Genomic DNA, 19,401 nt, shown 5'->3' on the forward strand with positions numbered 1-19,401 from the left:
TTCACTAATATTTAACAAAAAAGAAGATCTTATGGAAAAAAATAGTTCATATACGACAGTTCAGAGTTCAGGTAAAACAGTGTTAGGGCTAAATGTAGATTTAATCTGGGGATTAGTAGGTGTTTTATTCTTTATTGTAGGGGACGGACTGGAGCAGGCTTGGATATCGCCGTTTCTTATAGATAAAGGTATGGTGGTAGAAGAAACAGCTACTTTAATTTCAATTTATGGAATAGCTGTGGCGATAGGTGCTTGGTTTTCAGGTGTTTTAGCGGAAGCCTGGGGGCCGCGGAAAACCATGCTGGTAGGTGCTTTACTTTGGATTGTCGGCCAGTTGTTATTTTTACTGGTTGCCCTGCCTACGATGAGTTTTGCCATTATGATACCTACCTATTGCGTTCGTGGGTTTGGATATCCGTTATTTTGTTACTCCTATCTGGTTTGGATAACCTATAAAAATAAACCCGAAACACTTGCCACAGCTGTAGGATGGTTCTTTGTAGCCTTTACCGGAGGCTTATATGTAGTATCCAATCTATTCGCTTCTTTTATGATGCCAATCATAGGAAGCATAGGGTTACTATGGAGCGCTTTGATATGGGTTTTGATAGGAGTGGTCATTATTTGTGTGGCAGTTAAAGGAAGTATTCACGGAAATATAGGATACAAAGAACAACTCAAAATATTACTTAGCGGAATTACCATAATTAAAAAGAATCCTAGAGTAGGAGTGGGGGGATTAGTTCGTCTAATTAATGGAACTTCACAGTTTGCAATGCCGGTATTTTATCCTCTTTTTTTGTCACAGTATGGAATAAGTACCGAACAATGGCTTCAGATATGGGCCTTAGTATTCTTTGTCAATATATTTTTCAATATTTTTTGGGGGATAGTAGGCGATAAAATCGGTTGGGGTAAAGCTGTTCAGATTTTTGGAGGTTTCGGATGTGGAACTGTATTACTTCTTATGGCTTTTGCTCCTCCGTTTTTTGAGGGTAATTTTATAGCAATGATGGTGGTAGGAGCATTATACGGGGCCTTCATCGCAGGATTTGCCCCGCTCACTGCATTAGTTCCTTCCTTAGAACCTGAATATAAAGGAGCTACGATAACCATGATCAATTTAGGTGCAGGATTATCCAGTTTTGTAGGTCCGTTAATTGTAGCGTTGGGTATTGCTCAGCTTAAAGCACAGGGAATTCTTATATTTCTAGCAGTTCTGTACTATCTGAGTATAATATTAATGAATTATGTTAAAAAACCTGAAGTTGAGCGAAGAAGAGCTGCTAAATTAAATCAAGTGAATGTAAAAATATAAATGACATGTACTGAGTACATACTACTTATTTTTAAAGAAAAAGATGGAATTTTCCATCTTTTTCTTTATTTAAATACGCAATTACTAAAAACGATTAATTTTTTGTTCTTACTTTTGCCACAAAAAACTAAACTAAATTTTAACTAATTATCATGCGTACCTTAATAAGTAGCTATTTTCAGCTAAAAGAGAACAATACTACCATAAAAAAAGAACTGACGGCTGGTTTAATAACCTTTCTTACCATGTCGTATATTCTCATAGTAAATCCCAGTATATTATCGGAAACAGGGATGGATAAAGAAGCCTTATTTACAACTACAGCAATAGCAACTATTTTTGCTACCTTGCTAATGGGTATATTTGCCAAACTTCCGATTGCACAAGGACCAGGTATGGGGTTGAACAGTTTTTTTGCCTTTTCCGTGGTTTTAGGTTTGGGATATTCCTGGCAGTTTGCCCTTACAGCGGTATTTATAGAAGGAATTATATTTATTCTTTTAACATTTTTTAATATCAGGGAGTTAATTGTTAAGAGCATACCGAAAGTTTTGAAAGAAGCCATACCTGCCGGTATTGGGTTGTTCATTACTCTAATTGGTTTAAAAGGAGCAGGAATTATTGTATCTAATCCAAATACCTTAGTAAGTTTGGGAGATTTTTCCCAGCATTCAGTATGGATGGCATTTACCGGATTATTAATAACGGCTGTTTTGTTTGCAAGAAACATCAACGGAGCCATATTAGTGGGAATCGTAGTAGCAAGTCTATTCGGTTTTATTCTGGGTGATGTTGCTTTGCCTGAAACTTCTCTAATCAGTTTACCACCGTCAATCGAACCTATTTTTGGTAAAGCCATAGAGCCTATGATGACTGCCCAGGGATGGAAACAGATTTTTTCAATTGATATGTTGTTAGTGGTTTTTACTTTTTTGTTTGTCAATTTATTCGACACGGTAGGTACCTTAATCGGAGTAGTATCTAAAATAGGATTAACCGATGAAGAAGGAAACTTTCCGCAAATGAAAAAAGCATTGTTTTCCGATGCATTAGGAACCACTGTGGGAGCCATTTTAGGAACCAGTACCATAACTTCTTATGTAGAAAGTGCTTCCGGAGTTGCTTCCGGTGGAAGAACAGGATTGACAGCCGTAGGAACTGCATTAATGTTTATTTTAGCTTTATTTCTGGCTCCTTTGTTTTTAATGGTTCCCGCAGCTGCTACAGCACCCGCATTGATTATTGTAGGGCTGTTTATGATATCTTCGGTAGTTAAAATAAACTTTACGGATATTACCGAAGGATTACCTGCATTTTTAACTATAGCCTTTATGCCTTTTACATACAGCATAGCAGAAGGTATCGTATACGGAATGCTTAGTTATATGTTACTCAAAGTATTTACAGGAAAATACAAAGAAGTAACTCCGACTGTTTATGTAGTTTCTATTTTATTTTTTGTGAAAATAGTAATGGATGCTTCACATATATTGGGATGAAAAATAATTAGTGTATATGTAAGGGACTAATCATATTCCGTCATACCAATTACCACCGTGCCAATTTCGTTGGGAATGGTCTATATTTGAAGGCTAATCACAACAGAAAAACCTTGAATTTGTTTTAATTCAGAGTTGGGAATGGTCTATATTTGAAGGCTAATCACAACTGTATGTTTGTAGTCATAATAGGATACATTGTTGGGAATGGTCTATATTTGAAGGCTAATCACAACCAAAACTAGAAACTCCATAATGCCTTAGTCGTTGGGAATGGTCTATATTTGAAGGCTACTCACAACTACCTATTTCTATATATTTTGCTCTTTTTAAATTGGTTTTTATAATAGATATACCAGAAAATAGAATCTCAAAAAAGTCTATACAGGGGAATAAAAATGTAATTTTACCCCTGTTTTCTTATTCAATGCTGAAATTTTTTATAATCTCTAATCTGTTTTACGATAAAATATTTTATCTTAGCTCATCGCTTGAAAATCTGTTTTTATGAAAACTTTAGGGGCTTTATCTTCACATAATTACAATAATAAAAAGTATTATTTTTCCGGATTACTAAATACGGCACAGTATAATTTTAATTTAGCCTTGCAGGAGGTCAATGACCGGTTAGGGAAAAAGGGAAAAAATCCGGGGAAAACTATGATTAAAAATATTTTTGATCAGAAAGATTCTTTTTCAACCCAAGAACGTGCAATGTATTATTTGGAAGAATTTTTTCCCTGGATTTTTTTAGTAATGAAACAATCAGGTATAAACATACCTACGGAAGAGCAGGAAACGAAATTGCATAAAGAGGAAATTCAGCTAATACAGGAACATCTTATTTCTTTATATGAATTGCTCGATGATTTACGCAATGAACAAACCCATTATATGCACGATCCGGTTATTATTCCGGAAGAAGTTTCGAAAATGCTGGATGCTCTTTTATTGCAGATTCTTAAAAATACCCGAAAAAAGTGTAAGGACGACGAATACCGTACATTTATAGTTAAAAAGTATCAGGAAGAATTTCAGAAAGAGATTAAAGTGCAGGTAAAAGATAGATTTGGTAAAGAAAAAGAAAAGATAGTAACCGGAGAGGTAAAAGAAAACTATGTAATTAACCGATGTTTCAGGAAATGGATTCAAAAAGAAGGAGAAGAAGAAACACTCAGGTATTCTACCGTACAGGAAGAACAAGGAAAGTATGTTTGGTCTTCCTCAGGATTTGTTTTCTTTTTATCCTTGTTTCTACGGCGTAAAGAGCTGGAAGATGTAATGAACCATGTACCGTATTTTAAAGACAGTCGAAAGTTACTGTTTTACCTAACAAGAAAAACCTTTTCTTCTTATTGTTTCCGGGATCTAAGAAAATCCCTAAGGAGCGATTATTCCAATGACTCCCTGCTTATGCAGATGATTGAGGAATTATATAAATGTCCCGGAGAATTATACGAAGTATTGCTTAAAGAACAAAAGCAGGAATTTATTGAAGATATAAATGAATATTATAAAGATAATCCGGAGTTTGAAGGCTCTGCAAATGAGGCGCAGGTAATTCATCCCGTAATACGGAAACGGTACCAGGATAAGTTTCCCTATTTCGCGCTTAGGTTTATAGATGAGTATTTTAATTTTCCTACACTTCGTTTTCAGCTGGTGCTGGGGGAATATGTCACAGACCGTAGAACAAAAGAATTACAGGGGACTGCTTTGTTTACAGATAGGGTAATTTCTCAAAGAATTAGTTATGTCGGAAAACTGTCTGAAGCGGAAATGAACAAGAAGAGAGAAGGATATACAGAAACCGGATGGAAAGAATATCCCAATCCTTATTATAAGATTGAAAATAATCGGATACCTCTTTATATTGAGTTTTCAAAAAATGAAGAACTCATTTTTAAAGAAAAGAAATTTAAATATAACACTCTTGCTAAATGGGAAAATAGAGAGATAGATAAGAGGACAGGAGAATTTAATCAGGTAAACAAGCAAAGAAGAATAACTCAGTTGGAGGAATTTAAAATCGATAATCCTAAGAAAATGAAAACACCGAATGTTTTCCTGAGTATATACGAACTACCGGCTCTTTTACACGCATTGCTTATTGAGAAGAAAACAGAAGCAGAAATAGAAGACATTATTAAGGCAAAAATAAAAAAGCAACTGACGGAAATTGCCGAAGGAAGACGGAATTTGTCAGGATTACCTAAAGGGATAAAAAAAATGCGTAATTGTAATTCCGATTTTGAAAAAAAGAAATTAATTAGTGATATAGATAACGAAATAAAAAAAGGAGAAAAAATACTAGAAGAAGTACAGCAGTGGCTCAACCCGGTTATTAATAAAAAAGGAACAGGTAAACAGGAAAATAACAAACCTTTTTTCTCTAATACGTATAGGGGGAAATACGCCACCTGGCTGGCATACGATATCAAACGGTTTACAGGAAAAGATCATATACAAAACTGGAAAGGCTATCAGTTTAGCGAATTACAAACCCTATTATCTTTATATACGTTGCGTAAAGAAGAGCTGAAAAACTTTTTAGAAAAAGACCTTCAGCTTACATCCCATCCTTTTTTAAAAGAAGCGTTAAAGGCAGTTAATCTGGAAGATTTTATGGGTGCTTATTTGCGTGGCAGGCAGTTTTTTTTAGAAAAAGCAAAAAAACAAATAGGCATAAAAGGAGTAAAGAAAAGTATTTTTCAGTATTTTGAAGAACGTAAATACAAGATTTATTCTTCTAATTTGGACTATTGGGAAGAATTGTGGAAACATCCGGTAAATCTGGATAGAGGACTTTTTGATGAGCGGGGTACAGTTTACAATAAAAACAAAGAATTAAATGATCTTCAAAACCGGGCAGCTTGGTTTTCTTTTGCAGAAACAAACCCTAAACAGCAGTTTTATCATTTCCCAAGAATATATTCAGATGAGGATATAACAAAACCGGTCACCGATAGATATGGGAAAACAAAAGAAAAACTAATACTATTTAAATTATCTCCACAAAAAGGTTTTATGGAGCAGATTCCTTCGGATTTGAAAAAGAAGTATCAGGAAGATAAAGGAAAGGTAGAGCATCCGGAAGTGCAAAAGGAAAAAAAGTACGAAGAAAAAAAACATCCCGGCATTAATGCTTTTATAAAAAATGCATATAAAAACGAACAGAAAATACGCAGGATTTCCCGGAATGATATTTTTCTTTATGAAATGGTAAAATACATGTTAAATAAAATTTCTCCTGCTACAGAATTTTCTTCTTTGGATAAGGTATGGCTAACCCGGATAGAAAGAGAAAAACAAGCTACAGAAGCCCGTGAACAATCTTTTAAGGAAAAGGGAGATACTTCAGAAAATAAAATAAGACAAGATTACCTCTTGTCTTTTCCCATTACTCTCACTCTTTTTAACGATATAATTAAAGAAAAGGTTAAAATAAAAGATATAGGACGTTTCCGTAAGCTGGAAAAAGATGAAAGGGTACAGACGATGATTAGCTATTATACTTCCGGTTTGTGGAAGAATGACCAACCCAGCCTAACTATAAAAGAATTGGAAGCTGAGCTTGAAAGTTATCATAAAATCAGGCTTCAGGAAATATTCAAAGAAGTACATAAGCTGGAAAAAGAAATTTATGAATTTACACCCGAAGAGGATAAAAGTAAGTTATTAGCCCGAGAGAGTTTTCCTAAATTTAAATATTATATTTCTTTTTATTTTATACCTAAAGAAGATCAGGAGGTTTTTAACGAAATTCAATTCGATAAGTATAAAAATTTGGAACAGATACCAGGAAGAAAGCCGGAATACGATCCGTATTATTTGTTAATCTTTATTCGCAATAAATTTGCCCATAATCAGCTTCCGGCAGAGCCAATATATAAAACAGCTCTTACTTTTTTGCCTAATAATTTTAATACTTTAGCAGAATATTATCACAAATTATTTATTCTTCTGAATAATAAAAATTATAACAACTAATTGTATATTAAATTTTAGTAATTTAACAGGTGGCTTTATAAATTAAAAATGGTTGTATGTATAAATGATTAAAAATTAAATAATAATCGTTTATCATCGTCTCTAAATTCCTCAAAATAAAGAATTAATTAACACAAGAGTTGTAATAAATTTGTAAAAATCATAGTATTTGATAAATTAATTCAGATTTTATTGTTTAATTTCACATAAAATACTATATTTGTTCAGGGTTAAAAAATACCTTGCTTTTCTGAATAAGAAAAAGATGATGTATCGTCATCGGTGAGCTATTGCTAGACATTCGGCACTACCTGCAATCTTTATGGGGAGAGTAACTACTATACGTATGGTTACGGTTCTCCTCTCCACGAGTTTAACCATACGTATAGTAGTTACTCTCTGGAGTTGATTGATATAGTCCTTAGAAAATACGAAGGTTTTTTAACCTGAAAGCCCTATTTTATTGATAAATAAAACAGGGCTTTTATTTTTATGATCATTAATTATAGAAAAGGCTTATGTCTGAAAAACTAACGAAACAGCAAATTTACGACCGAATCAGAGCTACATCCAAAGATAGTTATATTTTAGAGGAAATGCAGCGATTAGGATTTTGGGAAAAAGCAGATAGTCCTCAAATTCCGGAAATCTTCATTGAAAATGAAACCAGATTACTTCAGGAGCTCAACCAATTACTGGATAAAAATAAACAATACAGTGATCAGCTGAGCATGCTTAAGTCCATGCGAAAGGTCCGCATGAAAAATGCAAAAGAAAAAAGAGAAGTTACCCGGCAGAATAATAAATTAAAAGCGTTGGAAAAGGCCGAACGATGGCTGAAACTTCAACAGGAACAGGTTCTCTTTTTAGGAAAAGAAGTATCTAAAGGCTTAAATAATACAGAGCCGAATGTTAATTCCTTAAAAAAATTTAATTTACCCGTATTTCATTCAGTAGTTGAATTTGCTGGATATATGGAAACTGATTTACCGTCATTACGATATTTATTATATCAGCGAAAGGTTTCTACCATAAACCACTATCATACATTTGAATTACCTAAAAAATCGGGAGGAAAAAGAAAAATTTCAGCTCCTAAATCAAGGATTAAAGCACTTCAGCTTCAGGTGCTTGATAAAATTTTAAAAAATATTCCTGTAAATGATTACGTACATGGATTTATTCAGGGAAAATCCATAGTATCAAATGCTCAACCGCATGTAAATAAAGATATTGTAATCAACATGGATCTAAAAGATTTTTTTCCATCAATAGAATACAAAAGAGTTAAAGGACTATTTTATAAACTGGGATATTCTGAACAAATTTCAACAATGTTGGCACTGGTATGTACGCAATCAGATACCTATGAGGTGAACATGGACGGAGTTACTTATCATGTTCAGAAAGGAGCCCGATTTCTGCCTCAGGGTTCACCTGCAAGTCCTGCAATCAGTAATTTGATAGCCTACAAGCTTGATAAACGAATTAAAGGATTAGCAGAGCGACTGAATTTTACTTACACCCGTTATGCAGATGATTTAAGTTTTTCTACAACCAATGAAAATCAAAAAAATATCCGTCAATTACTATTTTTTGTAAATCAAATAGTTGTAGAAGAAGGGTTTAAGGTTCATCCGGAAAAAACTCATATCATGAGAAAAGGGAATTTACAAATGGTTACCGGAATAGTGGTCAATCGAAAATTAAATATAGAGAGAAAAAAATTAAGAAATTTCAGAGCCTTATTACACAACTTAAATTTAAATGGATGGAAAGATCAGAAGTGGGGAAATGCTGTCCATCTTATTCATGCAGTGGAAGGATATATTCGTTTTGTTAAAATGGTTAATCCGGAAAAAGGTAAAGAATTTGCAGAAAAATTAGCAACCATAATAAAGAAACAGGGATATCCGGAAATATCGTGTCAAAAATATAACTCAAATGATACTACGGAAAAAACAACAGCTTCTATAACAAAACCAGAGACTAATCAAAAAGAAGAAAATGACAGCCAGGACTGGTGGGATATTTTTTAATTATAAATAGTAGATAAATGAAACTAGTTAAGATAAGTAAATTATATTTCAATGAAGGAAATTCTAATAAAGTTTATGAAATTGAACTGTTAGAATTAACCGCATCAGAATGCCTGGTGAATTTTCGGTATGGAAAAAGAGGAAGCAGACTCAAAGAAGGAACTAAAACGCCGGAAGTTGTTTCTCACAATGAGGCGGAAAAAATATTTCTTGCAGTAGAAAAAGAAAAATTAAATAAGGGGTACCTTCCGGAAAAAGAACATAAAACAGAGCTATCTATTTCTGAAAGAGTATTTCCGGATTCAAAAGAAGGAATTATACTGCATAGGTTACAAGATGCTGTTAACGGAACTCAGAGTTTCAATACACCATGGAAAACCAGTCGGGTGATATGGAAAGCAGGCTGTTATAATATAAAGCAGGCAATACCTTTTATCATTAAGCTTGTTTTTAAAGGAGATGAGATGCAGACCTATGCTTCATTATGGGCATTAAATAAATTAAAATCAGTAGAAGCCAAAGAGTTATTCTATCAATATTCTTTTTCGAATAAAAAGGAATATATCAGAAATATAGCCATCGAAGGGTTTTTAACTATCGCAGGTGAAAATGAACTCTTGGAGATGGAGGAAAAACTATTACAGAGAGTTTCGGCAGAAATAAAATATTACTGGCAGATTAAAGATTATGAAGCTCTTTATCAGGAGCTTTTAAAGGATTATGAAAAAGATAAATTAACTTATATAACAGTCCTTTATCAACTTAATAAGATAAGGCCGGTATTAACCGATTATTTTTTGAAATTTTTTACAATCTGCAAGTTTCAGCCTCCCTGTTTTAAACAAATCCGTTCTGTATATAAACTGGCACAGGCTAGGAATGATTATCCGGTAGTAGCAGTATTATCATATCGGATAGAAAAAGAGCAAGGCAGTTTTAACGCATCTTACAATGATGGCTTTGATTCAGTCAAAACAGAATATCTGCCTAGTATAGACGAGGGGGAAGAAGAAATTGCAAAACAGGCATTTTCAAAACAAACCCAAGCTTATTTTCGGAAAAATGCTCTGTATTTTCTCAAAAATACAGCCAAAGATGGAAAGAACGAATACTTAAAATTAGCAGTAAATCTTTTGTTGCAGTATAAAGAATCGGATTATTCTCCAGAACAAGAAATACCGGTATCTAATTATGGTACTTATGATTATGATAAAGAAATTTATCGTTATACTTTGATTGATTATCCGGAGTGTTCAGAATCCGTTTTATTATTTACCATTTTATTTGGTCATTCGCCTCAGGTGTATTTAAATAATCATTCAAGGTTTATAAAAGGTAAAAGAGAAGTATATAGTCGCAGTTATTATTTTACATCCCAGATTTCAGAACATGAGGAAGATTTTTTAGAAAATACAATGGAAAGTTCAGAAGAAGAAGAAGAGGAGTTTGTTCTGCAGGAAAGTTTAAACAATGATTCTGACAAAGGAATAGTTGGAACAATCAAAAACTTTTTTAAAAATATATTAGGAGGTGAAAAAGAATTAAGACCAGAAAATAATTTACTTTCGGAACATGATGACGAACCGGAAGATAGGGATGAGAATATTACAGAATCCTTTGAAGTTGAGCCTGTAGAAAATATAAGTGATGATGAATTTGAAGAACCGGTTTTATCAGCTGTATGGGTAAGAAATGAACTTTATCCGGAATACTGGGATCAGTATCCTCAGGCTTACATACAATTATTATTCAAAGCAAAGATGACTCTTATCCATCAATTTGCCTTAAATAATTTGTCAGCTCATCCGCAGTATCATGATCTCTTACAGCGATTAAGTAAAGATGACATATTAGATTTATTAAACAGTGATTTCTATATACCTAATAATTTTGGACAAAGAATTATTGAAAATAAAGAAAATGATTTTAAAGAAGACAGAGAATTTATTGCTAAAGTTTTAAATTCTAAATCAGCCATTTCAAGGAGCTGGGCATATGAAAATGTACAGTCCAACACAAAATACTATTTCGAATCGATTGAGTTTACATTACTGGTATTGTTTAATTCAGTAAAAGATTTTAAAGAAGAGATCAACATTCTGCTTCATAGTACATCATTTGAGACAGAACGAAAAAAAGCACTGATAGGTAAGACTATTGCCGAATTACTCATTTTGTCAGATAGTAAAGAAAATAATGATATTGCTGAAGAAGTAATATCCAGGCTTAATTGTTTAGCTTCCACTGAATACGATTGTATTAACTGGCAGATTTTAGAGCAGTTGTTTTCATCAACGTTGAAAGCTAACCATATATTAGCCAGTTCAATCATCATGAAAAAATATGAAAATAAATCAATAATTGATTTACCATTATCTTTAATTGATTCATTTCTCAAGTATGAAAATAAAGACATAAGATCTAATGGCCTCTTATTATTGAAAAAATATTCGGATACTTATCTCGTTAATAATATTAATTTTATTTTAAGTCACACGGAGTCTCAATATGAAGAAGTAGTAAAAGAAATGGTATCTCGTTTGGTTCAACTGATACGTTATAGCAAAACAACCGCTAATACAGCCTTGCGTTATTTAGTTTATGTACTTATGAGAAAGGAGAAGTTTTCCGGAGCACATGCATATATTAACTCATTTGTTACTAATGAGTTAAAATCTAATTGGAACGAAGGATTAGCTCCAAATGATATTACTAAACTTATTCATTCGCAATATCGTAAAAGTCAAATAACTGGATATGAAATTCTTTTAAATTATAAAAAGTCAGATGATTTTACACTGAAACAGATTATTTCATTCGGAAATCATGAAATTCTAGCTTTAAGACAATGGTGTTGGAATTATTATAAAGAAAATATAAGCCGTATAAAAACCGAAAAAACAAAAGCGCTTAATTTGCTTAATTCCAGATGGGAGGATACCCGAAATTATGCTTTTGAGTTTTTCAGATCTGAATTCAATGAATCTGACTGGGACATGGATACTCTTTTGAGTATTATAGATTCAATTCGCCCGGATGTTGAAAATTTTGGAAAAGAGTTAATAAAGATATATTCCGGGTCCAATTGGGATATAAAGTTTTTAACCCGTTTAAGTGAGCATCCGAGTGTACAGGTGCAGGCGTTTATAACTGGTTATTTAAATCAATACGTAGCCGGCAGGCCGGAAATAATCGGTCAGCTAACTAATTATTTTCAGACAACGCTTTCACAGGTAAATAAAGCAAGAGTTGCTAAAAACAGAATATTTAAATTTTTGCATCAGGAATCAATAAAAGATTATGAAACAGCTAAAATAGTCACTCCGCTCTTAGATTTTTTATCTGCTCAGTCAACCATACAGGATAGAGCCACATGCATCGATATTTTGACAAATATTAAAAGCTTGTATCCTCACATAGAAATGAATCTGGAAGTTAAAAATTAGAAATTATGATAGTAGATTATAAATATACAGACAATACATACATAGATAACTCTTCTGCCGGAACAAAAATGAGCTTTGCTCCGGATTTACTTCGTGAACCTACTTTTTTTACAGGTAAATTAAATAAAAAAGTAGCTTTTAGAGAAGCTATTTCTGCATTGCATGACGTAGTGGTTTCAGATTTACGATTCAAGCCTAAAGACAAAACAGAATATAAAGCCTGGGTAGCGGAGCAGGAAAAGATTTGGTTAGGGGAATATATGGCTGAGTTTGAAATTGAAGAAGTTCGGTTTCGTATAAATGAAATTAAAAAAGAACTTTCAGAATTATACGAAGAAAAAAATAAAGTCTTGGCTCCTTTCAATCAGGCTAAACAGAAGTACTTTGATTATTTGTATCAAAATGATCCCGATGCATGGTATGTTTTAGATCCCGTTATAACCGTACATCCCGATGAAGTTTTTTTTGAATGTTTCAGTCAGGATGAATCTTCCTATGGAAAATTAAGCTGTAATTATAATGTTTTTAATGAAATAAACGAATTTAAATGCGGTACAACGAATATTGATTATTCCGCAGAATTATATGGTGAATTTCAAAAAATAAGAGGATATAAAGATACACAGTTTAGTATAGATTCTTCCGGTTTTGAAATGAAAACGACTTATGAAGAGGTTTACAAGGAAATTAAAATAGATTTGCCCGATTCCTGGGTGAGAGGTTTTTTGCAGGTAAGCACAGCCATGACATTACCTTCAGCCGTTTTCAATTTGCATCCTATGGATATTTATAGCATTTGCCAGTATCTGAGAAGGTTCAAAGAAAAAGAAGGTCCGAGAGCTTTACGTTTTTTATTAGAACCTGATAAGCCTGTTAGATTGGTAATAGAACCCTGGGGTAAAATTTTGACATTTTACAGATCGGTTTACCATGGGGACAGTAAAAAAGATATACGTGTATGGGGCCGAAGACGGTTATTTATTTTAGAACGATTGATACCTATAGCTAAGAGTTTTAAGGTTTTTTTACTGGGGTCGGGAATGCCTTCGTTTTATGTGGCGGATTTAGGGGATATGTCTTTTACGTTAGGACTTTCAGGCTGGACGGCTAATGATTGGAGCAGGTTAGGAAATTTCGATTTAATGGCTCCAAGAAACGAAGTGGATATACTGACAAAAAAAAGAGTTTTCAATAGACTTAAAGAAAGTTGGTTTGACACATCTCAGCACTTAGCTGAAAAACTAAATTTACATTCTTCCGTAGTTCAATCAGTATTGACTTCTTATACACAAACGGGAAATGTAATTTATGATTTAAACTCGGGCGTGTACAGAATTCGTGAATTATCCAACAAGCCACTAGATATAGAGGATTTACGCTTTACCTCGGAGCAGGAAAAATTAGCTGAAGAATTGGTGAATGAAGGAAGAGTTAAAAATCTAAAATTTAAAATACAAGACAAAAAATTATTTTTAACCGCAGAAGTATATGATAAAAACTCAGTATTTCATACCTCAGCTGTAATAGATAATGATCAGCGATTAATTGATGCTCAATGTGATTGTGATCATTTTAAAAGGAATCGTCTAAGAAAAGGACCCTGTGAGCACATATTGGCAATTCGTTTACAATATCAAAAAAATAAAATTTACGCTAATAAAATGTAAATATTAAGTAAATATAAAATGTGATTTTTATACAATGAATTTAATATTTTATCGTTCAATTTTTTAACTGAATTAATTTTAGTAAAATTAATGTGTATTAATAAAATAAAGGGACAAGTCTGATAATTTAAAAAAAAAATATTAGATGAATAAAGGATTTAATTCAGATTCATTTATTATGTAATAAAATAAAAATTATGCTAAAATTATTATATTTGATAAATAAAGAGCGAAAAATAAATATTTTAAAAAAAGTTAAATTTGTTAGTAGATAATATTTTTGTTAATTGGTTCAATATTTGACAATAAACTTTAAAATTTGTAGTTTATTATTAAGAAAATGCTAAAAATCGAATGAAAAAATTTTTTTTAACCCTCTCAAGTATTTTTATCATAAGCTTTTTGCCGGCACAGGTGAGAGGTTATGGACAAAAATACAAAAAACCAAAAATTTCAAATTCCACGAATAATTCAAATAAAAAGGATAATATAAATGATCCCTTCGCTGCTGAAGATTGGGCAGATGCTAAAAAATTTGCTGATAAAGTGGCAGGTGCTTCAGGAAAATATGTATTCCTTCAAAAAAAAGAATCGTCTACTCCAGGAGTCATAGTTTTAAGGTATATTCCGACAAGTATCAGCAATAAAGATTTCTATATAAATAAACCTTGTGCTGAATGTATGGACATAGAATTCAAAAAGAATAATTCTTCTAAATATAATTATGCATTTAGCCATGTCTGGGGAAACTTTGCAGACTTATTCCCTGTTTGGAAATCTATATTTAGTCCTAATGCTCAAATGTCTGATTATTCAGTGAGCGATCAAAACGTATTGGTTCAATGGCGAACGTCTTACGGTCAAAATCAGGTAACTTTTGGAAGGCTGGGTACCGCCTGGTTTATTAAAATATAACGTTAGATATAATAGTTAAAATTATAAAAATACCCGATTGAAAATTTATACATAAATTTTCAATCGGGTATTTTTATATTCGTATCTGACCATTGCCTTCAATGATCCATTTATAAGTGCACAGTTCATCTAAGGCCATAGGGCCACGGGCATGCATTTTTTGAGTACTGATACCGATTTCAGCTCCCAGACCGAATTGGGCTCCGTCTGTGAAAGCAGTAGAGGTGTTTGAATATATGCAGGCAGCATCAATCAGTCTTTCAAATTTATGTATTATTACTACATTTTCACTAATTATGGCTTCACTATGTTTGGAACTGTAAGAAGATATGTGTTGAATAGCCTCGTCAAAACAAGTAACGGTCTTAATTGCCATTTTATAATCCAAAAATTCCGTCCCATAACTTTCCGCATTTGCTTCTTTTAATAAATCAGCTGGATAGCTATCATATAAAGCCTTGTGAGAAAGCTTATCCGCATAAATAATGACATTCTTTTCCTGAAGTTTTTTACATAATGTAGGTAAATCTTTAATTCGTTCTTCATCTATGACCAAACAATCCAATGAATTGCAAACACTAACTTTTCGTGTTTTGGCATTGAAAATTATATTTTCACCTTTTTCAATATCTCCATCTTTATGAAAATAGGTATGGCACACACCTGCGCCGGTTTCAATAATTGGAATTTTTGAATTTTCTCGAACGAAATTTATGAGTTCTTTACCTCCTCTGGGAATAATCAGATCCACATAGTTTCTGGCATTCATTAATTCCTGAGTAGCATAGCGTTCATTAGGTAGCAGCGTACATATATCAGAATTATAACCTTCATCTGCAATGACTCTTCGTATTATATTTACGATAGCTGTATTAGAATTTATGGCATCGGAACCTCCTTTTAATATGCAGGCATTTCCAGATTTAAGGCATAAAGAGAAAACATCAAAGGATACGTTGGGCCTGGCTTCATAAATGATTCCGATTACTCCGAAAGGAACTGAAATTTTTGAAATTGTTAAGCCGTTAGCCAACTTTTTTCCCATAAGTTTTTTATTAGAAGGAGTTGGTAGTGAGACTACGTTTTCAATATCTTTAATGATATTAAAAATTCGTTCTTCAGTAAGTAAAAGCCGGTCATATTTTGGATTAGAACGAGACATTCTATCCAAATCTTTTTGATTTTCAATTAGTAAATAAGAAATATTTTTTTTGGTTTCCTCAATGAGTTTGTTAAGGATGCCATTAATCTGAGTATCACTCAGGAGATTTACCTGCCTGCTTGCCAGCAATGAATCTTCGAACAGGTTATTTAGTCTGGAAATCATAGGTTATTTTCTATATAAAGATAATCGTAGTGTACAATAGGTTTTTTATTAGCCAGACCTATTAGTTCAGTGGCTTTCACATTGTCATAGGAAGATCTGCCCAAACCGATTTGTTTTCCATGATCATCTATAATGAGTACAATATCATCTGCTTCAAAGTTTCCTGATATTTGAGTTACTCCTACAGGTAGTATACTTACAGCTTTATCACTCAGTAAAGCTTGTTTTGCTCCAGAATTAATATGAACTTCTCCTTTTGCAAATCCCTGGGAATGAGCAATCCATTTTTTTACACTGGAAGTTTCTTTTTTTGAAGGAATAAATCGGGTTGATGTAACTTTTTTACCTTGTATCAGGTCTGTAATTATATTTTTTGTTTTTCCATTAGCTATAATAACCTCAATACCTTCTTCAGCTACTCTTCGGGCTATATTGTATTTGGTTATCATTCCTCCTCGTCCCGTTTTAGAACGTGAAGGTTGAATATACGCTCCCATATCATCTTTCAAAGTGTCTATTTCTTGAATAAGTCTGGACTCCGGATGAGAAGGATCTCCTGTAAAAATTCCGTCAATATTACTTAAAATTAATAGCTTGTCACAATGCATCATTGCTGCCACCAAACCTGAAAGTTCATCATTATCTGTAAACATCAGTTCATTAACGGAAATAGCATCATTTTCATTAACAATGGGGATCACTCTGTTTTCCAGCATGACAGACATGCAATTTCGCTGATTCAAATAATGACGTCGGGTAGAAAAATCTTCTTTAGTGGCAAGTATCTGACCGCAGACAATTCCATGATGACGAAATAAATCATAATAGCGATTGATTAGTTTTACCTGACCGATAGCAGAATATAACTGTCGGGAAGATACGCTGTCCAGTTTGGAAATAGTTTCTAGCTCACTTTTTCCGGAAGCCACTGCACCGGAAGATACAAGAATTATTTCCTTGTTTTTTTTATGAAGATCAGCAACTTGATCAACAATGCAGGACATTTGAGTAATATCCAATGATCCATCCGGACGTGTGAGTACCTGGCTTCCAATCTTTATGACTATACGATCTTTCATAAATTTAAATATGAATAGAAACAAATATACTATTATAATTATGAATATTTAATATAGAAAATAAAATTTATTTTAAAAATATAATGTTAAAAATAGTATATGTATTACTTTTTAAGAACCACCTATATGTTATGACAGTTCGTTTGAACCGGCAGTTGTAAAGGCTGGATAAATTATCTATCTTTGCAGCCTTAATTTAATATACTAATAATTAAAAAAAATATAATGACAGATGTTTTAACGTGCCCGAAATGTTCCATGGAAAATGTGTATTTTGACGGTACTTCTTATGTTTGTCCGGATTGTTTTTATGAGTGGTCCGGAGATGAAGCAGAAAATAATACTACTCCAAAGGATAGTAATGGTACGGAATTACAGGATGGGGATGCAGTAACGGTTATAAAAGATTTAAAAGTAAAAGGTTCATCTATGGTAATTAAGAGAGGTACTAAAGTGAAAAGTATCCGTTTGACCGATAATCCTGAAGAAGTGGATTGTAAAATTGACGGATCAAGCATTGTGCTGAAAACCTGTTTTCTAAAGAAATAATTATACACATATAGTATTGAAAAAAGAGTTAATGAATTAGCTCTTTTTTCAATATTTAAAGTTACCCATTAAAAATAAATAGAGTGCCTGAATAACTATATTAATTATAAAAAGGCCTAAAATCCACGTAAGTGTAAAACCACTTAAAAAAGTTTGCTTGATATACGAATCCACTTCTGAATAGAATAATTCATTAAACTCTCCTTTCGAATAATTCCCCGAATCAAATTTGACTTTACTTTGGTTTAATATAGAAACAAAAGGGATTTTATTTATTAAGTATGAAATAATAGCCTTTAATATCCAGGGAGTCTTATCCTGATAAGTCTGGTTAAGTGAATTTTTCCAATCAATAGTTTTTTTTACATTGGTGTTGGTCAGCAATTTCTTAGATGAAGCATTGTAAGTCTTGGAGATAACAGAATTGCATATTTTTCTGAAAAAAGGCTCTAAATAGGGATATGCGGTATTTAAACCCAGATTGATAGCGTATCTGTAATAAATAATCATGGCAAGAGCAATAAAAATGATTGCAATACAAAGACAGCCTAAGCACGAAAAAATTAGTGATTTGTAGGTTAAATTTAAAAATAACAAAGGATAGCATAAGGCTAAGATATTTAATGAAATAAATAACAAAAGCATTATTATAAATGTAAAGATGACGCGTATGCCTAACATTTTTAAATCATTAAATGCTTTGGATATTTTTGATTTCATAGAATTACCATTTTGTATTTAATGCAAACATATATATTTTAGTTACAATTTTATAAAAATTATTCCAGAAATCATATAATTTATGTTCAATGCGAATAGATAAGCTTATCGCAAATTTCTTAGATAGAGATAACTATCCCTAAATAATCAGTAGTTAGATAAAATAAACTAAAATTAAATTTTCATATAGCATTAAATTACAGCTCTGACCCTGCTAAGAGTTTCGGGTGTCATCAGCAAATACGAAGCAATATGTGCAATAGATACTCTTTTTGAAACAATAGGAAATTCTTTACAAAAGCGTTTATATCGATCATGTGAGTTTTCAAATCTCCATGAATCTGCTTTTTTTTGTGACACAATTAATTTGTATTCTAATATTGCCTGATATAAACAATTGATTTCAGGGTATTTGTTAGATAAAATTTTAAATTTCTCATAATTAATACGATAAATGATAGAGGTTTCAATAGCTTCGATGTTAATATGTGTAGGTTCTTTTAGAAATAGACTTTCAAGACAAGTGGCAATATCTCCCTCACACGAAAAATGTTCCGTGATGTCTCTTCCCTCTTTAAAATAGAATTGGCGAATAATTCCCTGTTCTATAAAATACATATAACGACTTGTTAGCCCCTGCTTTAAAATGATTTCATCTTTCTGATACTTTTTTCTTTCTACTATAGATATAAACTGATTAACTGATTGGGGAGAAAGAGTGACCTTATATTTATCTATGAGTTTATGTATTGCATTCATAATTGCAGTTTATAAAGTTCTTAAAAGTAGTGTATTTTATTTAACCTTCAGGATATTTTCGAAATTGACGAAGATCATTTATTGATTATTGAC

Annotated in this window: 12 protein-coding genes; 8 read left to right on the top strand and 4 right to left on the bottom strand. The window is 32.5% G+C overall.

The features are described 5' to 3' along the window. The first annotated feature begins 31 nt into the window (after positions 1–31). The 7 genes from EOV51_RS09005 to EOV51_RS09035 all read left to right on the top strand — a co-directional run bounded on the left by EOV51_RS09005 (position 32) and on the right by EOV51_RS09035 (position 14,874). The gene (locus EOV51_RS09005; RefSeq protein WP_128151995.1) at positions 32–1,318 is read left to right on the top strand and encodes an MFS transporter; all 1,287 of its coding nucleotides are present in this window, start codon (positions 32–34) and stop codon (positions 1,316–1,318) included. A 152-nt stretch (positions 1,319–1,470) separates the two neighbouring features. Beyond that, the gene (locus EOV51_RS09010) at positions 1,471–2,817 is read left to right on the top strand and encodes an NCS2 family permease (protein ID WP_128151997.1); all 1,347 of its coding nucleotides are present in this window, start codon (positions 1,471–1,473) and stop codon (positions 2,815–2,817) included. Positions 2,818–3,324: 507 nt separating this feature from the next. After that, the gene (gene cas13b / locus EOV51_RS09015) at positions 3,325–6,807 is read left to right on the top strand and encodes a type VI-B CRISPR-associated RNA-guided ribonuclease Cas13b (protein ID WP_128151999.1); all 3,483 of its coding nucleotides are present in this window, start codon (positions 3,325–3,327) and stop codon (positions 6,805–6,807) included. 518 nt (positions 6,808–7,325) lie between these two features. Continuing rightward, positions 7,326–8,846 (top strand): retron St85 family RNA-directed DNA polymerase, encoded by a 1,521-nt coding sequence (locus tag EOV51_RS09020; RefSeq protein WP_128152001.1) that lies wholly within the window; start codon positions 7,326–7,328, stop codon positions 8,844–8,846. Positions 8,847–8,863: 17 nt separating this feature from the next. After that, on the top strand, positions 8,864–12,292 hold the full coding sequence (locus EOV51_RS09025; protein ID WP_128152003.1) for a WGR domain-containing protein: 3,429 nt from the start codon (positions 8,864–8,866) through the stop codon (positions 12,290–12,292). 5 nt (positions 12,293–12,297) lie between these two features. Continuing rightward, a complete protein-coding gene (locus EOV51_RS09030) occupies positions 12,298–13,959 on the top strand; it encodes an SWIM zinc finger family protein (RefSeq protein WP_128152005.1) in 1,662 nt (553 codons plus the stop codon). Between the two features lie 354 nt (positions 13,960–14,313). Continuing rightward, on the top strand, positions 14,314–14,874 hold the full coding sequence (locus EOV51_RS09035) for a hypothetical protein (RefSeq protein WP_128152007.1): 561 nt from the start codon (positions 14,314–14,316) through the stop codon (positions 14,872–14,874). A gap of 73 nt (positions 14,875–14,947) precedes the next feature. On the opposite strand, the gene EOV51_RS09040 is transcribed toward EOV51_RS09035, so the two are convergent. Beyond that, a complete protein-coding gene (locus EOV51_RS09040) occupies positions 14,948–16,201 on the bottom strand; it encodes a glutamate-5-semialdehyde dehydrogenase (protein WP_128152009.1) in 1,254 nt (417 codons plus the stop codon). Beyond that, positions 16,198–17,280, bottom strand: a complete 1,083-nt coding sequence (gene proB, locus EOV51_RS09045; protein WP_128152011.1) for a glutamate 5-kinase — start codon at positions 17,278–17,280, stop codon at positions 16,198–16,200. The genes EOV51_RS09040 and proB overlap by 4 nt, the downstream gene beginning before the upstream one ends. A gap of 225 nt (positions 17,281–17,505) precedes the next feature. On the opposite strand from proB, the gene EOV51_RS09050 reads away from it, so the two are divergent. Next, on the top strand, positions 17,506–17,829 hold the full coding sequence (locus EOV51_RS09050) for a zinc ribbon domain-containing protein YjdM (protein WP_128152013.1): 324 nt from the start codon (positions 17,506–17,508) through the stop codon (positions 17,827–17,829). Positions 17,830–17,877: 48 nt separating this feature from the next. Here the strand turns inward: EOV51_RS09050 and EOV51_RS09055 are convergent, their stop codons facing one another. After that, a complete protein-coding gene (locus EOV51_RS09055) occupies positions 17,878–18,549 on the bottom strand; it encodes a hypothetical protein (RefSeq protein ID WP_128152015.1) in 672 nt (223 codons plus the stop codon). 192 nt (positions 18,550–18,741) lie between these two features. Continuing rightward, entirely contained in the window at positions 18,742–19,308 is a 567-nt protein-coding gene (locus tag EOV51_RS09060; protein WP_128152017.1) for a Crp/Fnr family transcriptional regulator, read from the bottom strand. Positions 19,309–19,401 lie beyond the last annotated feature (93 nt).

This window comes from Apibacter raozihei, assembly GCF_004014855.1.
Classification (GTDB): domain Bacteria; phylum Bacteroidota; class Bacteroidia; order Flavobacteriales; family Weeksellaceae; genus Apibacter; species Apibacter raozihei.

Coding starts and splice junctions, on each gene's coding strand:
- EOV51_RS09005 (WP_128151995.1), top strand. CDS start 32: ATGGAAAAAAATAGTTCATATACGACAGTTCAGAGTTCAGGTAAAACA.
- EOV51_RS09010 (WP_128151997.1), top strand. CDS start 1,471: ATGCGTACCTTAATAAGTAGCTATTTTCAGCTAAAAGAGAACAATACT.
- cas13b (WP_128151999.1), top strand. CDS start 3,325: ATGAAAACTTTAGGGGCTTTATCTTCACATAATTACAATAATAAAAAG.
- EOV51_RS09020 (WP_128152001.1), top strand. CDS start 7,326: ATGTCTGAAAAACTAACGAAACAGCAAATTTACGACCGAATCAGAGCT.
- EOV51_RS09025 (WP_128152003.1), top strand. CDS start 8,864: ATGAAACTAGTTAAGATAAGTAAATTATATTTCAATGAAGGAAATTCT.
- EOV51_RS09030 (WP_128152005.1), top strand. CDS start 12,298: ATGATAGTAGATTATAAATATACAGACAATACATACATAGATAACTCT.
- EOV51_RS09035 (WP_128152007.1), top strand. CDS start 14,314: ATGAAAAAATTTTTTTTAACCCTCTCAAGTATTTTTATCATAAGCTTT.
- EOV51_RS09040 (WP_128152009.1), bottom strand. CDS start 16,201: ATGATTTCCAGACTAAATAACCTGTTCGAAGATTCATTGCTGGCAAGC.
- proB (WP_128152011.1), bottom strand. CDS start 17,280: ATGAAAGATCGTATAGTCATAAAGATTGGAAGCCAGGTACTCACACGT.
- EOV51_RS09050 (WP_128152013.1), top strand. CDS start 17,506: ATGACAGATGTTTTAACGTGCCCGAAATGTTCCATGGAAAATGTGTAT.
- EOV51_RS09055 (WP_128152015.1), bottom strand. CDS start 18,549: ATGAAATCAAAAATATCCAAAGCATTTAATGATTTAAAAATGTTAGGC.
- EOV51_RS09060 (WP_128152017.1), bottom strand. CDS start 19,308: ATGAATGCAATACATAAACTCATAGATAAATATAAGGTCACTCTTTCT.